Source organism: Nocardia amamiensis NBRC 102102 (assembly GCF_001612745.1).
GTDB lineage: Bacteria > Actinomycetota > Actinomycetes > Mycobacteriales > Mycobacteriaceae > Nocardia > Nocardia amamiensis.
This window is the reverse complement of record NZ_BDBA01000016.1, coordinates 72911-93145: the sequence shown is the minus strand read 5'-3', so window position 1 is coordinate 93145 and position 20235 is coordinate 72911. Positions and strand designations below refer to the sequence as shown.

The 20235-nt window shown below is 66.6% G+C and carries 15 protein-coding genes; 12 read left to right on the top strand and 3 right to left on the bottom strand.

Annotated elements, in window-relative coordinates; translation table 11 throughout:
* Positions 1-105: 105 nt before the first annotated feature.
* From NA4_RS04585 to NA4_RS04575, 3 genes are all read right to left on the bottom strand, one after another.
* On the bottom strand, positions 106-687 hold the full coding sequence (locus NA4_RS04585) for a putative glycolipid-binding domain-containing protein (RefSeq protein WP_067464290.1): 582 nt from the start codon (positions 685-687) through the stop codon (positions 106-108).
* A gap of 6 nt (positions 688-693) precedes the next feature.
* On the bottom strand, positions 694-1143 hold the full coding sequence (locus NA4_RS04580; RefSeq protein ID WP_067464287.1) for a TIGR03667 family PPOX class F420-dependent oxidoreductase: 450 nt from the start codon (positions 1141-1143) through the stop codon (positions 694-696).
* Between the two features lie 131 nt (positions 1144-1274).
* Complete coding sequence (locus NA4_RS04575) at positions 1275-1460, bottom strand: hypothetical protein (protein WP_084496804.1); 186 nt, start codon at positions 1458-1460, stop codon at positions 1275-1277.
* A 191-nt stretch (positions 1461-1651) separates the two neighbouring features.
* On the opposite strand from NA4_RS04575, the gene NA4_RS04570 reads away from it, so the two are divergent.
* From NA4_RS04570 to NA4_RS04515, 12 genes are all read left to right on the top strand, one after another.
* A complete protein-coding gene (locus NA4_RS04570; RefSeq protein ID WP_157128803.1) occupies positions 1652-1954 on the top strand; it encodes a hypothetical protein in 303 nt (100 codons plus the stop codon).
* 118 nt (positions 1955-2072) lie between these two features.
* Entirely contained in the window at positions 2073-3062 is a 990-nt protein-coding gene (locus NA4_RS04565; RefSeq protein ID WP_084496803.1) for an ABC transporter substrate-binding protein, read from the top strand.
* A gap of 571 nt (positions 3063-3633) precedes the next feature.
* On the top strand, positions 3634-6285 hold the full coding sequence (locus NA4_RS04560; RefSeq protein WP_067464280.1) for an ATP-binding cassette domain-containing protein: 2652 nt from the start codon (positions 3634-3636) through the stop codon (positions 6283-6285).
* Positions 6282-8045 carry an ABC transporter ATP-binding protein gene (locus tag NA4_RS04555; protein WP_067464278.1) on the top strand — a complete coding sequence of 588 codons (1764 nt, stop codon included), beginning with the start codon at positions 6282-6284 and terminating at the stop codon, positions 8043-8045. Before NA4_RS04560 ends, NA4_RS04555 begins: the two co-directional genes overlap by 4 nt.
* Positions 8046-8266: 221 nt before the next feature.
* Positions 8267-10417: a GNAT family N-acetyltransferase gene (locus NA4_RS04550; protein WP_084496802.1), complete on the top strand. Its 2151-nt coding sequence runs from the start codon at positions 8267-8269 to the stop codon at positions 10415-10417.
* A gap of 12 nt (positions 10418-10429) precedes the next feature.
* Positions 10430-12247 carry an IucA/IucC family protein gene (locus tag NA4_RS04545; protein ID WP_067464272.1) on the top strand — a complete coding sequence of 606 codons (1818 nt, stop codon included), beginning with the start codon at positions 10430-10432 and terminating at the stop codon, positions 12245-12247.
* Positions 12244-14619, top strand: a complete 2376-nt coding sequence (locus tag NA4_RS04540; RefSeq protein WP_067464269.1) for a penicillin acylase family protein — start codon at positions 12244-12246, stop codon at positions 14617-14619. The genes NA4_RS04545 and NA4_RS04540 overlap by 4 nt, the downstream gene beginning before the upstream one ends.
* 196 nt (positions 14620-14815) lie before the next feature.
* Positions 14816-16360, top strand: a complete 1545-nt coding sequence (locus tag NA4_RS04535) for a pyridoxal phosphate-dependent decarboxylase family protein (protein WP_067464267.1) — start codon at positions 14816-14818, stop codon at positions 16358-16360.
* Positions 16353-17684 carry a lysine N(6)-hydroxylase/L-ornithine N(5)-oxygenase family protein gene (locus NA4_RS04530; protein ID WP_067464265.1) on the top strand — a complete coding sequence of 444 codons (1332 nt, stop codon included), beginning with the start codon at positions 16353-16355 and terminating at the stop codon, positions 17682-17684. Before NA4_RS04535 ends, NA4_RS04530 begins: the two co-directional genes overlap by 8 nt.
* Positions 17685-17797: 113 nt before the next feature.
* On the top strand, positions 17798-18049 hold the full coding sequence (locus NA4_RS04525) for an acyl carrier protein (RefSeq protein WP_067464263.1): 252 nt from the start codon (positions 17798-17800) through the stop codon (positions 18047-18049).
* 153 nt (positions 18050-18202) lie between these two features.
* On the top strand, positions 18203-18685 hold the full coding sequence (locus NA4_RS04520; protein WP_067464355.1) for an MTB12 C-terminal domain-containing protein: 483 nt from the start codon (positions 18203-18205) through the stop codon (positions 18683-18685).
* Between the two features lie 75 nt (positions 18686-18760).
* Entirely contained in the window at positions 18761-20224 is a 1464-nt protein-coding gene (locus NA4_RS04515) for a condensation domain-containing protein (protein ID WP_067464260.1), read from the top strand.
* The last annotated feature ends 11 nt before the right edge of the window (positions 20225-20235 follow it).

Here is a 20235-nt window from a genome sequence, read left to right as displayed (position 1 = left end):
CGGATGCCGGAGCCGGATCTGCCGCGTTCAAGGAGCGTAGATCGCGAGCTCGAGTAGTCGAGCTGTGGTGCCGAAGGGGGCGGTGGAGGTACGCCAACCGCCGGTTCACTGTGCCCGGACCGCGATACCCGGGTAGTCGAGTACCAATCCCGACTTGTCGTACTCCATGGTGCAGGTGAAGTCGAACTCCGGCGCTGTGTAGTCGAACCGTGGTCCGTGCTCGCCGTCGGCGATGCGGACGTAACGCTGTTCCAGCCGCGCCACCGCGGTACCCAACGCGAAGACGTACGCCGCGGGTGCCTCCGCGCTCTCGCCGGCCTCCAGTGCCAGCCGATGCACGGGCAGCGCGTTGGTCAGCGCGGAGGACTCCAGATCCACGTCCAGGCAACCGTCGAGCAGTGGCGCTGGCATGGCATCCAGCAACCACGAGCCCGCGCCGTCCGACTCCAGCACCAGCGTGTTCCAGCCGCCCGGCTTGCGGATCGCCACCTGAGCCCGTCGCGTCCGCCATTCGGTGTCGAGCGCGATCTGGTAGTCCACTACCCACGCCGCGCCGTCCTCGACAGCCGACGTACAGCCGTCGATGAGCACGCCCAGTTCGGTGACCCGGAAATAGGCCACCTCGAAACCTTCGCGTGCGGTCCGATGCCGCCAGGCGGCGGTGGACGGCGGCGGCGCGAACGTCATCGCCGGTCAGAACCCGCGCAGCCGATCCGGGGTGACGCGCAGGACGACCGAATACTCGGCGTAGAACTGCTCGTCGGTCAGGTTGATCGAGCGCAAGCCGTCGGTGTATTTCGTCGTGAATGCGGCGATTTCGTCCGCGCCGGGCCGCTGTTCGTCGACGCGCGCCGCGCCGGTGAGCACGACGACGTCACCGCCGTGGGTGGTGCTGTTGAGGTTCAGCGCGACCCGGGGATTGCGCAGGATGTTGCGGATCTTCGGCTGGCCGGGCTTGCTGAAGATCAGGAATTCACCGTCGCGCCACTGGAACCAGACAGGGTTCGGCTGCGGTGTTCCGGTGGGGCCGACGGTGGTCAGCCAGAGGATGGATTCGCGGTTCAGGCGTTCGGCTACCTTCGCGCCGAACTCGGTCTCGGTGTCGACGACTGGGGCGGATCGGTCGGATGCCGTTGTGGTCATGGCAGAGACAACACCACGACACCCGGGACGATTCCGCTCGGCACAGAAAAGCCAATTCGGTGTCTGTGAACCCACCGTCGCCCGCAAAGACACCCGGCCACACGGGCGCGGGACCCGCATCGCGGAAGCCATTACGGCGTTGCCCGCTCGTCCAGCACCATCAAGCGGGCCTCGACCAGCGTTCTGCGCGCGCGCCGCCGGACCCGGCACAGTTCGACGCTGCAATCCAGGTGCACCTGCATTGCCCGGTGCGCTTGGCCTGCGCTGAGTTCACCCGGGTCCCGGGTGCAATTCGCCAGAACCGAAAAAACCTCCATGCCATACATATTCGGTACTCCTATGTGGTCAATTGGTTTGCTTTCCGTCGAAGTTAGCGATGTGCATGAGCTATCGGACCAGGATGCGTCGCCGTTCACGGAGGTTTCCTCAATCGGTCGATAGCTCGAAAACCTCGGCTCTTCAATAGTTTTCGTACATTGACGAAATAAGTCGTGCAGGACAACAGCCGGTGAGCCGAGGGGCTGGTTCGGATAAGCCGTCGCGAATCGCGGTGCTGGTCGCGCGCCCGCGACCGGCTCCGACCGGAATACATCTCGGCGGTTATCGGCTCTGCGTACCGGCGCAGCTGCTCGTCCAGCTCGCCGCGGCCGATATCGCGGAGCTGTCCACTGTGCACCGGAGGGATGTCACCGGGATCGATTGGGCCCCAGGACTTTCCGCACGTTTGCGGGAGCTGGCGTCGGCTTCGGTCGCCACCTTCGCCTACCGGGTGCCCGGCTACCTCGGTGCAGCCGCGCGGCCCGCTGCGTGACAGCTGCCAGGCGCGCACACGGCCCACTGGACCGTCGACGGGCGCCTCGCATTCGCATTAGCTTAGGCTTACCTACAGTCGGCCGAGTGGTCGGAGTCGAACTGCAAGGAGTTACGGAATGAAGCTGGCACGAACGGCAGCGCGGCGTGGTGTGCTCGCGCGGTTGGGATTAGCTGCGGTAGCCACGGCGCTCGCCGTGTCGGTGGCGGCCTGCGGCTCCGACTCCGGGAGCGACGGTGGCGAGGGCGTCACCATTAAGCACGGCCTCGGTGAGACGACGGTCGAAGGCACGCCGGAGCGTGTGGTCGCGATCGGCAACCAGTGGCTCGATGCCACCTTGTCACTCGGCGTCACGCCGGTCGGTTACGCCGACAATGTCTCGGTGATGGCGGGCGGGCAGAAGGTCCCGTGGGAGCCGGACTCGCTGTCGAAAGCCACGGTGCTGAAGCAGGGCTCCGATATGGCTGAGCAGATCGCCGCCCTCGATCCGGATCTGATCCTGGTGCCCGCCTTCCTGGTGGACCGGGCGATGTACGACAAGCTGTCCAAGCTCGCGCCGACGATCGGCCCCGTCACCGAGGGGGCGCAGGTCGATCGGTGGACCGATCAGGTGACCGCGCTCGGCAAGGTGCTGCACAAGGAGGACGAAGCGACCAAGGTGATCGCCGATGTCGAAACCAAGATCAAAGATGTCTCCGCCGCGTACCCGAACCTGACCGCTAAAACCTTCTTGACCTGCATGCTGACCGGTTCGTCGCAGCTCATGGTGCTGGCCGATCCCAAAGACGGTTCGGCGAAGCTGTTCTACGACCTCGGCCTGAGCATGCCGCAGAACATCGTGGCCGAGGCACCCGCGGGCGGTCGGCTGGCGCTGTCGCCGGAGCGGCTGAGCGAGCTGACCTCCGACATCCTGATGTGCGGCGCCATGCCCGGGTTCGAGCAGAAGTTCAAGGAACTCCCGGGCTACAACGCTCTGCCATCGGTGAAGTCGGGCGGTATGACCTTCCTCGACACCCTGACCATCAGTGCGATCAACACCCCGACCGCGCTGTCGGTGCCCTATGTGCTCGAACGGCTCAACCCGACCTTCGCCGCGGTCGGAAAGTAAGCCGCGATCGACTGGGTACATCCGAGCCGGGTGTACCCAGCCATCCGCGGTTCATCCTGCCTGTCCGCGCGAATGATCGAACCCGGGAAGTTCAGCACAGGGCGCGTCGGCGAAGACCGCCCGCGGCGCGTGCGCTTTACGGGAGCACGGGTTGTCGGCCGGCGTGACCGGCGCGGCACCGGGCGCAGGTGGGCGCAGGATGGCCACCACCTCGCGGTTACTTCGAACGAGATTGTTGCCTGATTGGCCGTGGTTTGTCTGGTCGGTGCCTGGTGAGCGGACTCTCGACGTCCTGGTCAATCGAATCTGGTATGTGTAGGCTAACCAAAGTTTGCAACGGTGACACTGAATCGGAGATGGGATGGCAAGGCGCGCTTCAGGTCAACGTTGCCCGCACCGGCAATCAAGTCGTCTCGCGTGTCGCCGTGGACTGCCGATCAATGGCACGCGGCCGATCCGACCGGCTGCGGACGCGATGAGCGGGCTCGTCACCACCGCCACACCCGAATGCTCTGTCGATGCGGTGCCGGGTCGGCTACTTGCGGCATACCGGATGGAGGACAGGTAATACATGGCGCGCAGAGGATTCTCGGCCGTGGTCTTGAATGCGTTCGGCGTTCAGTACCACAACGCGACGGTGCTGAGCACCGAACAGACGACACCACGGATGCGGCGGGTGTGGCTCAGCGCCCCCTCGCTGTTCGATGAGATCGACCTCGAACCCACCGCCTGGTTACGCATCTGGTTCCCCGACCCGGCAGGCTCGGAGACCGAGTTCCAGCGCGGCTATACCATCGCCGAGGCAGATCAGGAATCCGGGCGCTTCGCAATCGATTTCGTCCTGCACGAACCCGCCGGGCCTGCATCGGCGTGGGCGACCACTGTTCAGAGTGGCGAGACCATCGAGGTCACCTCGTTCGGATCGAAGGGCTTTTCGGTCGCCGAGGATCAGGCCGGTTACCTGCTGATCGGCGATTCCGCATCGATCCCCGCCGTCAACTCCATCCTCGCCGCCGTGCCGCCGCAGATACCGGTCGAGGTGTATCTCGAGCAGCATCACGACGACGATCTGCTCATCCCGCTGACCCCGCACCCGCGCGCACAGGTGTACTGGGTGCCGCGCACGTCCGAAGAGGCTCTTTCCGCCGCCCTCGCGGCGCGCGACTGGTCGAATTGGTACGCGTGGGCCGGTCCGGAGTCCAAGGCGCTCAAACACATCCGTGCCCGGCTGAAGGAATTCGGTTTCCCGAAGACCGACGTCTACACCCAGGCCTACTGGGTGCACGGGCGTGCCATGGGCAAGCAGCGCGACGGCGCCGAAATCGAGGCCGCGCAGACCACCGACCTCGTGCCCGCCTCGGCCACCGAGACCACGGCCGCGGTTGCGTCGGCTGCCGCCGAAGCAGCACCGGAAGCCGCGTCGGCACCCGAGCCTGCTGTCGCGGCCGCCGACTCCGCCCCGGCGACCACGGCGCTAACGGGCACCTGGCGTTCGCAGGCGGCGAGCAGACTGTTCGCCGAGTTACGCCCGAAGCTTTACATCGCGGGCGTGCTCCAGTTCCTCATCACGCTGGTTCAGCTGGCGCCGTACGTGCTGCTGGTGGAGCTGGCGCGCAACCTGCTCGAGGGCAGCGATGAGTCCACTCTGTGGGCACTGGGTGTGTGGGTGCTGGTGCTGCTGGGCCTCGGCGCCCTGCTCGAACTGGCGCTGCAATTGTGGTTGCACAGCGTCGACGCGCGGTTCGGCCGCGACCTGCGCGGACGCCTGCTGACCAAACTTGCCCGGTTGCCGCTGGGCTGGTTCACCGGGCGCAGCTCCGGGCAGGTCAACAAGCTGATCACCAATGACACGCTGTCGCTGCACTATCTGGTGACGCACGCCGTCATCGATGCGGTGGCCGCTGTCGTCGCACCGCTGGTGGTGCTCGGCTACCTGCTGTGGGTGGACTGGCGGTTGGGACTGGTGCTGCTGGTGCCGGTGCTCGTCTACGTCTTCATCATGTTCTCGATGGTGGCGCAGTCGCGCATCAAGATCGTGCAGGCGCAGCGCTGGGCTGAGCGGATGAACGGCGAGGCCACCTCCTACCTCGACGGTCAGCTGGTCATCCGGATCTTCGGCGGCACGGCGGCCTCGCCGTTCCGGCGCAGCCTCGACGATTACATCCGGTTCCTCGACACCTGGCAGCGTCCGTTCGTCGGCAAGAAGGCCATGATGGACATCGTCACCCGGCCCGTCACCTTCCTGTGGCTGATCCTGGTCGTCGGTACCGCGTTGGTGGCAACCGATCGCCTCGATCCGGTGAATCTGTTGCCGTTCCTGTTCCTCGGCACCACATTCGGCTCCCGGCTGCTCAGCATCGGCTACGGCCTGGCCGGGCTGAAGGAAGGCCGCATCGCCGCGCGCAACATCCAGCTCACGCTGGACGAGGCCGACCTCGGCGTGCGAGCCGCCGGTGCGGGATCGGCCGAACCCGCGGGCCGGGTCGTGCTCGACGAGGTGACATTCGGATACCGCCCCGGTGTGCCCGTTGTGGACGCTGTTTCCCTGACCCTCGAGCCCGGCACTGTGACCGCCCTGGTCGGGCCGTCGGGTGCGGGCAAATCGACGCTGGCCGCGTTGCTAGCGCGCTTCCACGATCTCGACAGGGGCAGTATCCGGGTGGGTGGCCGCGATATCGCCACCCTCGCCCCGGACGAGCTGTACCAGCACGTCGGATTCGTCTTCCAAGACGCGCAGCTGGTGCACGGTACGGTGCGGGAGAACATCGCCCTCGCAGTGCCGGACGCCACCGACGAGGCAGTGCGGCAGGCGGCCCGCGACGCGCAGATCCACGAGCGAATCCTGCGCCTTCCACAGGGCTACGACACGGTGCTCGGCGCCGATGCCGCACTCTCGGGCGGCGAGCGTCAGCGCATCACCATCGCCAGGGCACTGCTCGCAGATACCCCGGTGCTGATCCTGGACGAGGCCACCGCATTCGCAGACCCGGAGTCGGAGTATCTGGTGCAGCAGGCCATCAACCGCCTGACCGTCGGGCGCACCGTGGTGGTGATCGCCCATCGTCTGCGCACTATCACCGGCGCCGACCGCATCGTAGTGCTCGAGGGCGGTCGGGTAGTCGAGTCGGGTACCCATCCCGAACTGCTCACCGCCGATGGCCGCTACCGTCAACTGTGGGAGGCAGGCGCTCTCGCCGCCGATCTGAAGGAGAACGCCCGATGACGCGCACCCTGCTGAGTCTGCTTCCCCCGAAGCGTCGTGGCCGCTTCGGCGTGCACCTCGCGCTGATCGTCGTCTCAACCATCCTACGTGCGATCGGCGTGGTGCTGATCGTCCCGCTCGTCGCCGCATTGTTCGGCGACGATCCCGCCGAGGCATGGCCTGTGGTCGGCGCGCTGACCGTCGCGGTTGCCGCGGGCTGGATCGTGGACTCCATCGCCTCGCGCGTCGGCTTCGACCTCGGCTTCACCATCCTCGACCACGCGCAGAGCGACGTTTCCGCACAGGTCGCTCGCATCCCGCTGCGCTGGTTCGACGAAGAGAACTCGGCCGCTACCCGCCGAGCCATTGCCAGCACCGGCCCCGACCTGGTCGGACTGCTCGGCTATCAGGTGGCGCCGCTGGTGCAGTCGGTACTGCTGCCCTTCGCGATCGGCATCGGGTTGGTGCCCGTCGCCTGGCAGCTCGGCGCGGCCTCGTTGCTGGTCGTCCCGCTGCTACTCGGAGCGCTGTGGGCGAGTGGGCGGATCACCCGCCGGGCCGACGAGGTGGCCAAGGATGCCAACAGTGCGCTCACCGCGCGCATTCTCGAGTTCGCCCGCACCCAGGCCGCGCTGCGAGCCGCCCGCCGGGTGGAACTCGCACGCAGCCAGGCCGGCGCTGCGCTCGCCGCGCAGCACGGCGCGACGACTCGGCTGCTGCTGCTGAACATTCCCGGTCAGATCCTGTTCAGTGTCGCCAGCCAGATCGCGCTGGTGCTGCTCGCGGGCACCACTGCCTGGCTGGCGGTGAACGGCACCATCGGTGTGCCCGAGGCGGTGGCATTGATCGTCGTGGTTGTCCGGTTCCTGGAGCCGTTCGGCGCACTCGCCGATCTGGCGCCCGCCCTGGAGACCAGCCGGGGTATCCTGCGCGATATTCGCGCCGTCATCGACGCGCCCGAGCCTGCTGCCGAAGCGGTCGCCGAGCCGCAGTCCGCGGCAGGTGAAGCGGGAATCGAACTGCGCGGGGTGTCATTCGATTACGGGCACGACGCGCCGCCTGTTCTCGACGGATTCGACATCGAGTTCCGCTCCGGTGAGGTCACCGCCGTGGTCGGGCCGTCCGGCTCCGGCAAGAGCACTCTGCTCAGCCTGGTTGCCGGGCTGGAGAAGCCAACGGCGGGCCGAGTCCTGGTCGGTGGGATCGATCGCAGCGCGCTCGATCCGGTACAGCGTCCGGTGGTGACCAGCATGGTGTTCCAGCAGCCGTACCTGTTCGCGGGCACCATCCGGGAGAATGTGCTCGCGGGTAACCCTGCAGCAACCGAGGAAGAACTGGCCTCGGCATTGCGGCTGTCGCGGGTCGAGGAGTTCGCGAGCCGACTGCCCGACGGGCTCGACACATTGGTGGGGGACGCGGGCACCGCGCTGTCCGGCGGTGAACGCCAACGGGTTTCGATCGCCAGGGCACTGCTCAAGCCGTCGTCGGTGCTGCTCGTGGACGAGGGTACGAGCGCGCTGGATGCGGAGAACGAGGCTGCAGTGGTCACCGCGATCACCGACGATCCGCAGCACCGTACCCGGGTGGTGGTGACCCACCGGCTGTCCACCATCGCGGGCGCCGATCGTGTGCTCTTCCTCGAGGAAGGCCGCATCGTGGAGGACGGAACGGTCGAGGAGTTGCTGACCGCGCACGGCCGGTTCGCCGAGTTCTGGGCGCATCAACACGACGCCGCCGAATGGCGGATCACCTCGAATTCGGCACCGGTGAGCACCAACTGAGCGACGGGGACATTTGCCTGAGCGGCGGGGAAATTCGCCCGAGTGTCCCCGTTTTCGCGTTTCGGGAGTTCTCCGGCAGTGGACCCTGGCCAGGTGATTAGCTTAGCCTAAGCTTGCTTGCGCGGGTCATGATTAGCTATGCTCGGATGGCTAGTTAGTGCACCCTAATTTTTTAGGGTGCACTAACTGGGCGTAGTTCTTGATCTGCGAGAGGCGTTCTGATGGTGGTTGCTCGTCCAGAGCTGGGTACGGAGATCGATCTCCGAGTGCAGATCGCTTCGCTGCTCGAGATCTCCGCCGACGAGATCAATCGTGGTGGCAACCTGATCGAGCAGGGCATCGACTCCGTTCGGATGATGCGGCTGGTGGGCCGGTGGCGCCGGCTCGGCTACGACGTCGATCTGGCGCGGTTGTCGGCCGATCCGACGATCGACGCCTGGGCGGCATTGCTCGCCGAATGTCAGATGGGCGAAAGCGATTCCGCCACTTTTGATTTCGACGACACGGATCTGGCAGCCGCCTTCCCGCTCGCGACCACCCAGCACGCGTACTGGACCGGCCGTTCGCGCGATCACGCACTGGGCGGCGGCGCAGCACATCTGTACGTCGAATTCGACGGCCCCGCAATGGATCCGGAGCGTTTCAGTGTTGCGGTCGGCGCATTGCTGGAGCGCCATCCGATGTTGCGCGTTCGCCCTCTGCATGACGGCACCCAGGTCATCGGCACCGCTCATGCGGACGTGGTCGCCGTGCACGACCTGCGTCAGGATTCGCCGACGTCTGTCGCCGAGACCCTGGAACAGCGACGGCAACAGGGCACCCATCGAAGCCTGCCGATCGAAGAAGGTGCCGTGCTGCGCGCGGAGCTGACCCTGTTGCCGGAGGGCCGCGGACGGGTCCACCTGGCCGTGGACATGATCGCTGCCGACGCCATGAGCTACCGCGTGCTCGTGGACGATCTGGCGCGGCTCTACCTCGGCGAGGACCTGCCGGAACTGGGGGTCACCTTCGCGGCGCTGTCGGCTCGCCGCCGCGCGCGTGAAGCCGATGTGGCCTGGTGGAAGGCCAGGATCGCCGAACTGCCCGGCCCGCCTGAACTTCCGGTGAACGAGGTTGGCGCCGACGCGGCGTCCGCGACGCTGCGTCTACACCACCTGATCGCCGCCGCCGCCCGGCAGCGGCTGGAAGAAGGCGCCCGCAAGCGCGGGGTGACGCCCGCTGCGGCGATGGCGGCAGCGTTCGCCGAGGCCGTCGGCGCATTCTCGGCCAGCAGGCGCTTCCACCTGACGGTGCCGCTGTTCGATCGTGATGCCGTGCATGCCGGCGTGGATGAGGTGGTCGGTGCGTTTACCTCTACGATCGTCGTTGACGTGGACCTCGCCGAGGAGCGGCCCTTGGCCGAGCGTGCCGACGGCATGCGTGCGGCGATGCACGAGGCCGCGGGCCGTGGCACCGGTGGGAGCCTGGATGTGCTGCGCGAGTTCGGCGAACCGATGGTGTCCCCGGTGGTGTTCACCAGTGCGCTCGGGCTCGGTGAGTTGTTCTCCCCGGTGGTGTCCGAGGTGCTGGGCGAGCCGTCCTGGATCGTCTCGCAGGGCCCGCAGATGGTGCTCGACGCGAAAGTCGTCGAGGTGTCGGGAGGTCTGCTGGTCAACTGGGGCGTACGCACCCCGGACCTGGCGCCCAAAACCGCGCGGTCGATGTTCGACTACTACGTGCGCCTGCTCGATCTGCTGATCGAAGGGAAGTGGGACAGCCCCGCTCCCGGCCCGGAGAGTATGACCACGCCGGTGTATCACTTCGAGTCCCGGCCAATGGATATCGAGCGTGATGCGGTGGTCGCCCACCGTTGGCTCAATCATCCGAAGTCGGCGTACTGGGGCATGCTCAACAGCAGCGTGGCCGACGTGGTGGAACTGATCCGGGAGGCGGGCACCGATCCCGACCCGCGGTTCGGTATGCGCATCGGCTACTTCGAGAACGAACCGCAGTTTCTCTTCGAGCTGTACAACCCCGTGACCAGCGATCTGGCCAAACCCGGCACAGGGTACGCACACGAGCCGGGCGATATCGGCATGCACCTGCTGGTCGCCAGCACCGATCGCCGACTACCGGCGTTCACCGGGAACGTGATGCTGCACATCATGCGGACCGCGTTCTTCGAACTCGGCGCGCAGCGCGTCGTGGTCGAGCCGGATGTGCGCAACCTGGATGTGCAGGCGCTCAATGCCGGGGTCGGATTCGTGGTCGTCGGCGATTATCCGGTGGCGGACAAGGTAGCACGGCTCAGCTACTGCACCCGGGCGGATTTCATTCGGGTGACCGACAACGGGCGGTCTCTGGCAGCCGTCGATCAGCGTTCCAATTCCTGAGAAGGCAGCGTTTTGAGTAGTATCGCGGCTTCGGCCCACAGTTGTTCGTATTGGCAGACCTACAACGCCAGGATCGCGAAGAAGATCCTGTCCGAGTTCTGCCATGAGCGTTTCGTGCAGCCCGTCGAGCTGTCGCCCGGTGTGTACGTGGTCCATTCCGACGACGGCCGTACCGAGTACCGGTTCCGCGCCGAGGTCCTGTTGCTGGACAGCTGGAGCATCGACGAATCATCGCTGCGGCGGGTACGCGACGGCGAGGAATTGCGCGTCGATGCGATCGACCTCATCGTCGATCTCAGCAACTCCCTCGGCATTGCCTCGCACGCCCTGCCGGAATACCTCGAGGAGCTCACCAACACCCTGGCCATCAGCACGAACCGTCCCGACTCGCGGCGCATCGCGGCGGTGGGGCTGGCGGAAGCGGACTTCCAGACCATCGAGCGGACAATGACCGAGGGGCACCCCTGCATCGTCGCCAATGCCGGACGGCTCGGCTTCAGTGCCGACGATGTGGAGCGCTATGCACCCGAATCGGGTGAGCGATTCCCGCTGACCTGGGTGGCCGTGCTGCGGGAGAACACCGATTTCGCCGCGGTGTCCGGGCTCGACTACGACAGCCTGGTGCGCGAAGAACTCGGCGCGGAGACGCTCGGGCGTTTCGACGCCGTGCTCATCGCCCGCGGCCTCGAACCGGCGTACTACTACTACATGCCCGTGCACCCGTGGCAATGGGTGCAGAAGATCGCGCGCATCTACGCGGTCGATATCGCGGAGCAGAAGATCGTGAAGGTCGGCGACGCACCGGATCTGTACCAGCCGCAGCAGTCCATCCGAACCCTGTTCAATGTGTCGAATCCGGCCCGCCACTACGTGAAGACGGCGCTGTCGATCGTCAACATGGGCTTCACCCGTGGCATGTCCGCTGATTACATGCGGACCACCCCGCCGATCAACGACTGGGTCCGCGCCCAGGTGAATGGCGACCCATATCTGAAATCGCTCGGCTTCGAGATGCTGTACGAGGTGGCGGCCATAGGCTACCGGAGCACCACTTACAACGCCCTCACCGAGCCGGGCTCGGAGTACCGCAAGCTGCTGTCGGCGCTGTGGCGTGAGAGCCCGGTTCCGCTGCTCGACGAGAACGAGCGGCTCGCCACCATGGCCGCGCTGCTGCATCTCGACCACCACGGCGATCCGCTGGTCGGGGCGATCATCCGTCGTTCGGGTCTGCCCGCCGAGGAATGGCTGGTCCGGTACCTGCGCTGCTACCTCCAGCCGATCATGTATCTGCTGTACAAGTACGAGTTCAAGTTCTCCCCGCACGGCGAGAACCTGATTCTCGTGTTCGACGGCGGTGTGCCGGTGCGCGGCATCCTCAAGGATATCGGTGAAGAGGTCTCCATTTTCGCGGCGCCGGAAGGTATTCCGGACACCTGCCGTCGCGCAGTGACCGAGGAGGCCGACGAGATCCGCAATATGGGTGTGCTCTCGGATATCTTCGACGATTACCTGCGCCACCTGGCGCTGATCCTGCATTCGCGCGGACTGGTCGCGGACGAGGACTTCTGGGCCATTGTCGCGCGGGGCGTGATCGAATTTCAGCAACTGCATCCCGATATGGCGGAGAAGTTCCGGAGATGGAATCTGTTCGCACCGACCTTCAAGGCGATTCATATGAATCGTCTTCAGCTGTCGAACAACCGGCGCATGGTGAATCTCGGTGATTCGTATTCGACCCTGGTCGACGCCGACCACGAACTGGTGAACCCAATCGCGGGCCATCGGTCCGCGGCCGATTCGCTGCGCGCCGAGGAGGTGGCGGTCTCATGACGACCGGCAACGCCGTGACGGCGGACCTGGAGATCATCCGGGACGCCGAGGGCATCCCGCATATCGTCGCGGATTCGGCCGAGGGCGCGCTCTTCGGCCAGGGTTATGCGTGCGGGGTCGACCGGGCCTGGCAGCTCGAGTTCATCCGCCTGCGTGCCGAGGGTCGCAGCGCTGAGGTCTTCGGGCTGGACGGCATCGGTTGGGACGAATTCGCCCGTCGCGCCCAGCTCGACCGTGCCGCCCACCGGATCTATGAAGCGTCGTCGGAGCGTTCGCAGCGGCTGATCCGCGCCTACGTCGACGGTGTCAACGCCACAGTCGACACCGCGGACGCTATCGAGCTGACCGAACTAGGCCATCGGCCGACACCGTGGCAGCCGTGGACCCCGATCTCGGCTTTCCTGTTGCACCACATTCTTTTTGGGCGCTTCACCACGAAGCTGTGGCGTGTGCACGCGGTCCGCGGGCTCGGCGCCAGCGCACTGTCGCTGTTCGACTGCGAGGGCGTCGACGCCACCTCGGAGACCGTGCCCGACTACCCCGACGAGGCATTCGTCACCGACCTGCTCGCCCAGTTCACCGAGAATGCCGCGCCGGGGACCGAGGCACCGCGCGAATCGTTCGGTGAACCCCTGTCCGGGAGCAATGCGTGGGGTGTCGCCGCGACGCGCACCGCGACCGGTGCGCCGCTGATCGCGGGCGATCCGCATCGCTTCTTGGAACTGCCCGGAATCTACCAGCAGTTCCACCTCGCCTGTCCGGAGTTCGACGTCGTCGGCTTCTCCTTCGCCGGTGTTCCCGGAGTTCCGCACTTCTGCCATTCCGGCACGGTGGCGTGGGGGATCACCAATGCCATGGCTGACTATCAGGACCTCTACCTGGAGCGGCTCAGCCGATCGGGCACCCAGGTGCACGCCGAATCGGCCGACGGTGTTCGCGCGGCCGATATCCGGCGTGAGCAGATCCTGGTGCGCGACGGCGACCCGGTCGAACTCGAGATCATCACCACCGGCAACGGACCGGTGCTGTTCGGCGAGCCGGATGAGTCCTTCGCGCTGAGCCTGCGCAGCCCGATGCTGAACGACCCTGAGGTCACCTTCGACGCCGCGCTGGACGTGCTGTTCGCCAAGACCGTCGGCGATGTCGAGCAGGCCATGCGGGAGTGGGTGGAGCCGGTCAACCGGATTGTCATCGCCGACACCAGCGGGCGGGTAACCCACCATGTGGTCGGCAAGATTCCGGTGCGCGCGCACGAGAACTACTGGCTGCCGGTTCCCGGCTGGGACGAGCGGTATCAGTGGCGCGGCTTCGTCACGCCGTCGGTGACCGACGACAGCTTCGACGCGGGCGTGTCCGACTATTCGGTGATCGCCAACCAGCGCATCTCGGATTCGCTTCCGCTGCAACCGGTCACCACCGAATGCGCGGCATCGGCGCGCGGGGCGCGGATCGGTGAGCTGCTCGCCGCTGATCCGGCGGTCTCCGTGGATGGCTGCGAACGCATCCACGGCGATGTCGCCAATGAACAAGCCGACGTCATCCGCGGCATGCTACCGGCGCTGACCGCATTGACCCCGGCCGGTGACGAGGTGCGTCGCAGGCTGCTCACCTGGGACGGTGCCATGCGGGCCGACAGCACCGACGCCTACGTGTTCGCGGAAGTGCGCACCCGCCTGGTCCGCGCCATCGCCCGCCACGAATCCCTTGCCGGACTGGCCGAGCCACATCTGTTCTCGCCGGTGCTCAACCCGTGGTTCGTGGTGGAGACGCGGCTCGCGGCGGCCCTGGACTCGGTGCTGCGCGGCGCATCCGGTGTCGGCGTGGACGTCAACCGGCTGCTCGCCGAGTCGGTCGAGGCGGTCGCCGCGCATCTGGCCGAGCTGGAGGCCGTTCCGACCTGGGGCAGCGTGCACGTGCTGCACCCGCTGCACGGCATGGATCTGGCCGGGATGTCGCCGAAGCATCCCGAGATGTCGGCCCGCGTGCGGCCGAGCCGGTTGCCGTTGGGCGGTGATTCCGAATGCGTTTTCGCCAATGCGAGCGCGGTCGGGTTCTCCCATGCGTGCAGCCTGGGCTCGGCGGCGCGATACGTCTGGGATCTGGCCGACCGCGACGCCGGCCGCTGGATCGTGCCGCTGGGTGTCAGCGGTGATCCGCGCTCGCCGAACTTCGAGGATCAGGCGCCGTACTGGGCGCGCGGGGAACTCATTCCCATTCGCAGTGACTGGGTGAGCGTGCGGGCATCCGCTCACCGACGTGTGGTCTTCGACCGGGCCGCGACCTCCGACGCTGATTCCGGTACCGCGGCCTACCGGCTCGCGCGGACGGATCCACCGGGAGCCACGGACGACCCGACGCCGGGAGGAGCATGACCGTCTCGACCTACGCCCGGCCGGAACATGCGCGACGGCGGGTCCGCTCGGGCGCGCGGGCGGCGGCGGTGCCGCTACGGCCGGGGTAGCCACCGCGAGGTGATGGTGCGGGTCGCTGCGACGAGGCTCGCGCGCGCCGACCATCTCGGCCGAAACAAGTTCGTTCTCAACGTCATTCAACGTAGTGGGGCTTTCAGTGTCACATGAATCCACTTTCCCTTGGGGGAGGTCATCCAAGTTCGCCGGTCCGGGCGACGGTTGGGCTGCCGCAGGTGGCGGACTCGCGCAGCTGGCCGCGGCGGTCGAGGAGAGCCGTCACCATCGGTCGCCGCTGCCATCCGGTGATCCTGCCGAGGTGCTCGACGTCGTCGCGGAAGCGCTGGGGCCCGAGCGCATTCCGGATACCGGGGTGGGCGAATCGGCCGCATTGGCGCAGCTGGCCGATCTGATCGCCGCCTACGGCCTGGACCTGACCCACAAGCTGTGCGCGGCACACCTACAGCCTCCGCCGCTGACCGTCGCGGTGGTCGCCGACGCGCTGGCCAGCGCCACCAATGCCTCGCTGGACACCTACGACTCCGGCCCGGCCACGCTGGCCATCGAGAAGTGGACCGTCAGCGCGCTGGCCCGTCTGGTCGGCCTTCCCGAGACCGCCGGTGGTGTCTTCGGTCCCGGCGGGTCCTACTCCAACCTGCTGGCGCTGCTGATCGCTCGTGACTACGGTGCGGCGCAGCTCGGCTTCGATATCCGGCAGAACGGTGTGAGCGTGCTGCCCCGTCCGGTGGTGCTGTGCTCGCGGGTGGCGCACTTCTCGATCCACCGCGCGTGCGCCACGCTGGGTCTCGGTGAAGCGGCGACGAGCCCGGTGCCGGTCGACTCCGAGCACCGGATGATCCCGGAAGCCCTCGATCAGCTGCTGACCGAACTCGCCGAGACCCACACTCCGGTCGCGGTCGTCGCCACCGCGGGCACCACCGACTTCGGCTCGATCGACCCGCTGCCCGAAATCGCCGAGATCACTGCCCGGCACAATGTGTGGTTCCACGTCGACGCGGCCTACGGCTTCGGATCGCTGTTCTCCGACAGGTTGTCCGGCCTGCTCACCGGTATCGAACGCGCCGATTCGGTGACGCTGGATCTGCATAAGGTCGGCTGGCAACCGGCCGCCGCCAGCGTGCTGCTGCTCGCGAATCAGGAGCGCTTCGCCTCGCTGAATCGCTCGGTCGCCTACCTCAACCCCGACGACGACGTGGAAGCCGGTTTCGGCGGTCTGCTCGGCCAGACCCTCCAGACCACCCGCCGTCCGGATGTGCTCAAGGTGGCCGCGACCTTTCTGGCCTACGGCCGCGATGGGTTGGGCGAGATGCTCGACACCTGTCATGAGCTGGCCCGCTTCGCCGAGCGCCGGATCGGCACCGAGCTCCAGCTCGAGCTGGTGGCGCCGGTAACCCTGACCACGGTGGTGTTCCGCTACCGCTGCGAGGATCTGGATCTGGACCAGGTGAACGGCGAACTGCGGCGCCGCCTGATCAGCTCCGGCAAGGCGCTGATCGGGCGCACCCAGGTGCGGGTGCACGGCGAGGGTGCGCCGCGCACCTGCCTGAAACTCACTCTGCTCAATCCCGAATCGACCGAGCAGGACATCGATTCGTTGTTCGACGAACTCCTGCGCATGGGCCTGGAAGTGGAGTCGGAAGGCTTGCGCAGCGATCGCGACGAGATGGTGAAGATCCATGAGTGAAGTCCAGAAGGTCGACATCCTCGCGATCGGATGTGGTCCGTTCAATATCGGCCTGGCGGCCATGGCCTCGACGGTCGACGATGTCGAGGTGCTGGTGGTCGACTCCGTCGAGGAGTTCCGCTGGCATCCCGGCCTCATGTTCGAGGAGGCCAAGCTCCAGGTCAGTTTCCTGTCCGATCTGGTCAGCCTGGTCGATCCGACGCATCCGATGTCGTTCCTCGCCTACCTGGCCGACGTCGACCGGCTGTACCCGTTCCTGGTGCGCGAGGACTTCTTCCCGACCAGGCGCGAGTACGAGGCGTACTTGCTGTGGGCGGTCGGCAAGCTCTCGTCGCTGCGGTTCTCCACAACGGTCGAGGCGGTGCGCTGGGACGAGCAGGCGCAGCACTTCGAGGTGTCGGTGACCGGTCACGACAACGCCTCGGTGATCCACGCCAGCCACGTGGTGGTGGGTGTCGGCACAGAACCAGCGATCCCTCGCGAACTCTCGACCGCCTCACCCGCGTTGGTGCACAGCTCGCAGTACCTGTTCCATCAGAATGCGGCGCACCAGGCTGATTCGGTCACCGTGATCGGCTCCGGCCAGTCCGGCGCCGAGATCGTCATCGATCTGCTCGAGGCCAACCTGCGGGGCGGTCCTGCGGTGCAGTGGTGGACCCGCACTCCGTGGTTCGCTCCGCTCGACTTCACCAAGCTGTCGCTGGAAATGACCACCCCGGCCTACATGGATTATTTCCACAGCCTGCCGGAGGAGACTCGCGATCAGGTGCGCGCGGGACACTGGCAGTTCCACAAGGGTATCTCCAGCGAGACCCTGGCACGCCTGCACGATCTGCTCTACCGTCGCCGGCTGCTGGAGAAGCTGCCGCAAGTGCAGTTGCGCAACGGTGTCGCGGTCGAGGGCCTCGACACGCTGGCCGATGGCCGGTTGCGCATCCGCGGACGGCATCTGGACACCGGATCATCGCTGGCGCACACCGCGGACCTCGTCATCGCGGCCACCGGGTACACACAGCGCAAGACCGATTTTCTCGCCCAGGTCGCCGACCGGCTGAGGCGCGATTCCCGCGACCGCCTGGTTATCGAGTCCAACCACGCCGTGGCCGCTGATGAGGCGTTGTCCGGCCGAATCTTCGTGGCCAATGCCGAGGCGCATGCCGTCGGTGTCTCTGCTCCCAACCTGGACATCGGCGCGGTCCGCAATGCGAAGATCCTCAACTCCGTGCTCGGCCGTGAGGTGTACCGCCTGCAGCGCAATACCGCGTTCACCAGCTTCGGTGTAACGGACGAGGAGGTGTTCGAAGAGGACACCCACCGGCGCTGAGGTCCACCGGTTCCCGGACCACGCGCCCGCACGCCGATGACCACGCACCCGGGTTGTGCGCTTTCCGAGGCCATGCCGGCAGAACTAATCGTTTCGTCTCTGAGGAGTACCTGATGTCCGACCACATCCGTGACACGCTCAACAGCATTCTGGAAGAAGATCTCGACCTCCCGCTCGCCGACGTCAGCCGGTCCTCGCTGCTGGTCGAGGATCTGGGTCTCGACTCGGTAGCCTTCGCCATCGGCGTCGTCGCCATCGAGGAGCGGCTCGGCGTGCAGCTGACCGAGCGGGAGATGTCGGAGGCCGCCTCGGTGGGCGATCTGGAAGACCTCATCCGCTCGAAGGCGGGCAGCGTCGCGCGGTAATCACCTGCTGCGAATCCCACGCTCGAATGCGGATGCCGATGTTGCCGCCACGGTGACATCTGCATCGCCGTTTCCCCCGGGCGCGTACTGCTGGGCGCGCGTCGGAAACAAGTTTGCCCGGCAATGGATTTCGGTAAGTCAATGGAGGTTGTCATGACAAAACTCATCAAGGTCGCTGTCGTCTCGGTACTCGCCGCTCTGCTCGGCTTCGGCCTGGCCCACCCGGCCGCCGCGGACATCTCGATTCGCGACGCCACCGCCGCGGACCTCTACGTCCGTGATGAGGTCCCCTCGCTGGAGAAGCTGGAGCGGTTGTACGCGGCGTTCTACAACCCGAATATCTCCATCGATCAGAAGGTCGAGGTCAGCTACGGCGGCGACAAGGTGCGCTCCGTCGTCAAGCAGGCCATGTCGTTCAGTCAGACCTTAGATTTCTTCACTATTCAGGGCCGTGCGGTCGGTCCGGTGCAGATCAACGGTAACCGGCTCACCGTCCGTGGTGAGGGGCTCATCGCCGGATTCCCGGCAACATCGGCGACTTATTACCTGGTGCGCGACGGCGGTCTGTGGAAGTTCGACTGGAAGGCGTTCTGCCAGAACGTCGACTGCGCGGGCGACCCGCAGTTCGACTACTGATTCCGCTGTGCCGCCGGCACTTCCCGGTGCCGACGACCGGTACGGCCGGCCCCGCACTCCACGGCTAGGAGAAGCATGAACGTACTGACCGACGCGCAAATGGAACTCATGCGACGGCGGCTCGCCGACGCGGGCATCGCGGGTGATCAGAGCGCGGCCGACGCCGAGCCCGCGTGGCCCGAACGATCGGACGGCGGCCTCGGCATCGCCGAACGACGGATGTGGAAGATCTACGAGCTGGACCCGGAATCCATTTCGCACAACTACGGCGTCTTGCTGGAATTCGACGACTCCTACACCTTGGACGAGGTCGTCGCCTCGTACGAGCGGCTGGTCAACGCCTCCGAGGTGCTCGGTTCGGTCATCGTCGTTGGCGACGATGGCGTGGCGCGGCGCGAGCCGAAACGCCGGGACGGTCGCTGGGTCGTCCCGGGCAAGGTCTGGGAGTGGGGCTCGATGCCCGAATCCGAGGAGGCCGCCGAGGGGCGCACGCACGAGCAGACCGTCCGTGCCGCCGCCGTGGCGCTGTCGACCGCGTCGTTCCGGCTACGACAGGACCCGCCCATTCGCGCGCGCGCCTACGCTGGCAAGAACGGTGTCGCCATGGTGCTGGTACTGCACCACCTGGCCGGTGATGAGACCGCGCTGCCCCCGATTCTCAGTAAGCTGGTGGCGCGTGCGGGTTCGGCCGAGGCGGCTGCGCCGTCCGCACCGCAGGCGCCCACACGTCCGGTCGCCGCGCTGGACCGGGCCGTGCGGCACGCGGTACGGACCTGGGCGGCCGAGGGTCTTCGCTATCCGCTGTCCGGCAGGCTGCCCGAGACCACTCCCGAAGAGAGCTGGTTCTCGGTGATGGGGGAGGGGCCGGGGGCCTATCTCACCCGCCCGATCGATCCCGCCGATGTCGCCGCGCTCGCCGGCGTCGCCCGCGAGATCGGCGCGACGCCGAATGCGGTACTCATCGTCCTGTCCGCGCTGAGTATCGCCGCTCTGACCGGCGCCGACGACTATGTGCTGCTGGTGCCCGCCGACAACCGGCAGCCGGGCGATGCGGCCGACAAGGTCGGCTATTGCGGCAACGTGGTGCCCATGCGCTTCACCTTCGATCCGGCGGCGAGCACGAAGGACGCGCTGCGCGACGCGGTCTCGACGGTCTACGGGTCGATGGAATTCTCCTCCGTCGACTACGGCCCGATTCTCACCGCACTGCGCGGCGACGGCAGACGTTTCCCGGTGGCCGAGGTGATGGCGCTGGTGAAGAACACCCCGCTGCGTGGCGTCCCGATTCCCGGCTGCGCGCGCGTGACCTGCGAGACCGTCTTCAAGGGCGTCGTGCACTATCCGCTGGCGCTGGCGTTCGAGATCGGCGAGGACGAGCAGGTGCGCCTCGAGGTCGAGTACCGGACCGACATCCTCGACGAGACGTATGCCCAGCGCGCCGCGCAGGTGGTCGCCGAACTCGTCGCGCGCGTGCCGGATGCGCTGGACCTGCCGCTCTCGGACCTATTCGGTGCGCTCCGTGCCGCGGCAGGCGCGTAGACATCGCGGAC

Coding starts and splice junctions, on each gene's coding strand:
- NA4_RS04560 (WP_067464280.1), top strand. CDS start 3,634: ATGGCGCGCAGAGGATTCTCGGCCGTGGTCTTGAATGCGTTCGGCGTT.
- NA4_RS04515 (WP_067464260.1), top strand. CDS start 18,761: ATGAACGTACTGACCGACGCGCAAATGGAACTCATGCGACGGCGGCTC.
- NA4_RS04540 (WP_067464269.1), top strand. CDS start 12,244: ATGACGACCGGCAACGCCGTGACGGCGGACCTGGAGATCATCCGGGAC.
- NA4_RS04575 (WP_084496804.1), bottom strand. CDS start 1,460: ATGGAGGTTTTTTCGGTTCTGGCGAATTGCACCCGGGACCCGGGTGAA.
- NA4_RS04525 (WP_067464263.1), top strand. CDS start 17,798: ATGTCCGACCACATCCGTGACACGCTCAACAGCATTCTGGAAGAAGAT.
- NA4_RS04565 (WP_084496803.1), top strand. CDS start 2,073: ATGAAGCTGGCACGAACGGCAGCGCGGCGTGGTGTGCTCGCGCGGTTG.
- NA4_RS04585 (WP_067464290.1), bottom strand. CDS start 687: ATGACGTTCGCGCCGCCGCCGTCCACCGCCGCCTGGCGGCATCGGACC.
- NA4_RS04520 (WP_067464355.1), top strand. CDS start 18,203: ATGACAAAACTCATCAAGGTCGCTGTCGTCTCGGTACTCGCCGCTCTG.
- NA4_RS04580 (WP_067464287.1), bottom strand. CDS start 1,143: ATGACCACAACGGCATCCGACCGATCCGCCCCAGTCGTCGACACCGAG.
- NA4_RS04530 (WP_067464265.1), top strand. CDS start 16,353: ATGAGTGAAGTCCAGAAGGTCGACATCCTCGCGATCGGATGTGGTCCG.
- NA4_RS04555 (WP_067464278.1), top strand. CDS start 6,282: ATGACGCGCACCCTGCTGAGTCTGCTTCCCCCGAAGCGTCGTGGCCGC.
- NA4_RS04550 (WP_084496802.1), top strand. CDS start 8,267: ATGGTGGTTGCTCGTCCAGAGCTGGGTACGGAGATCGATCTCCGAGTG.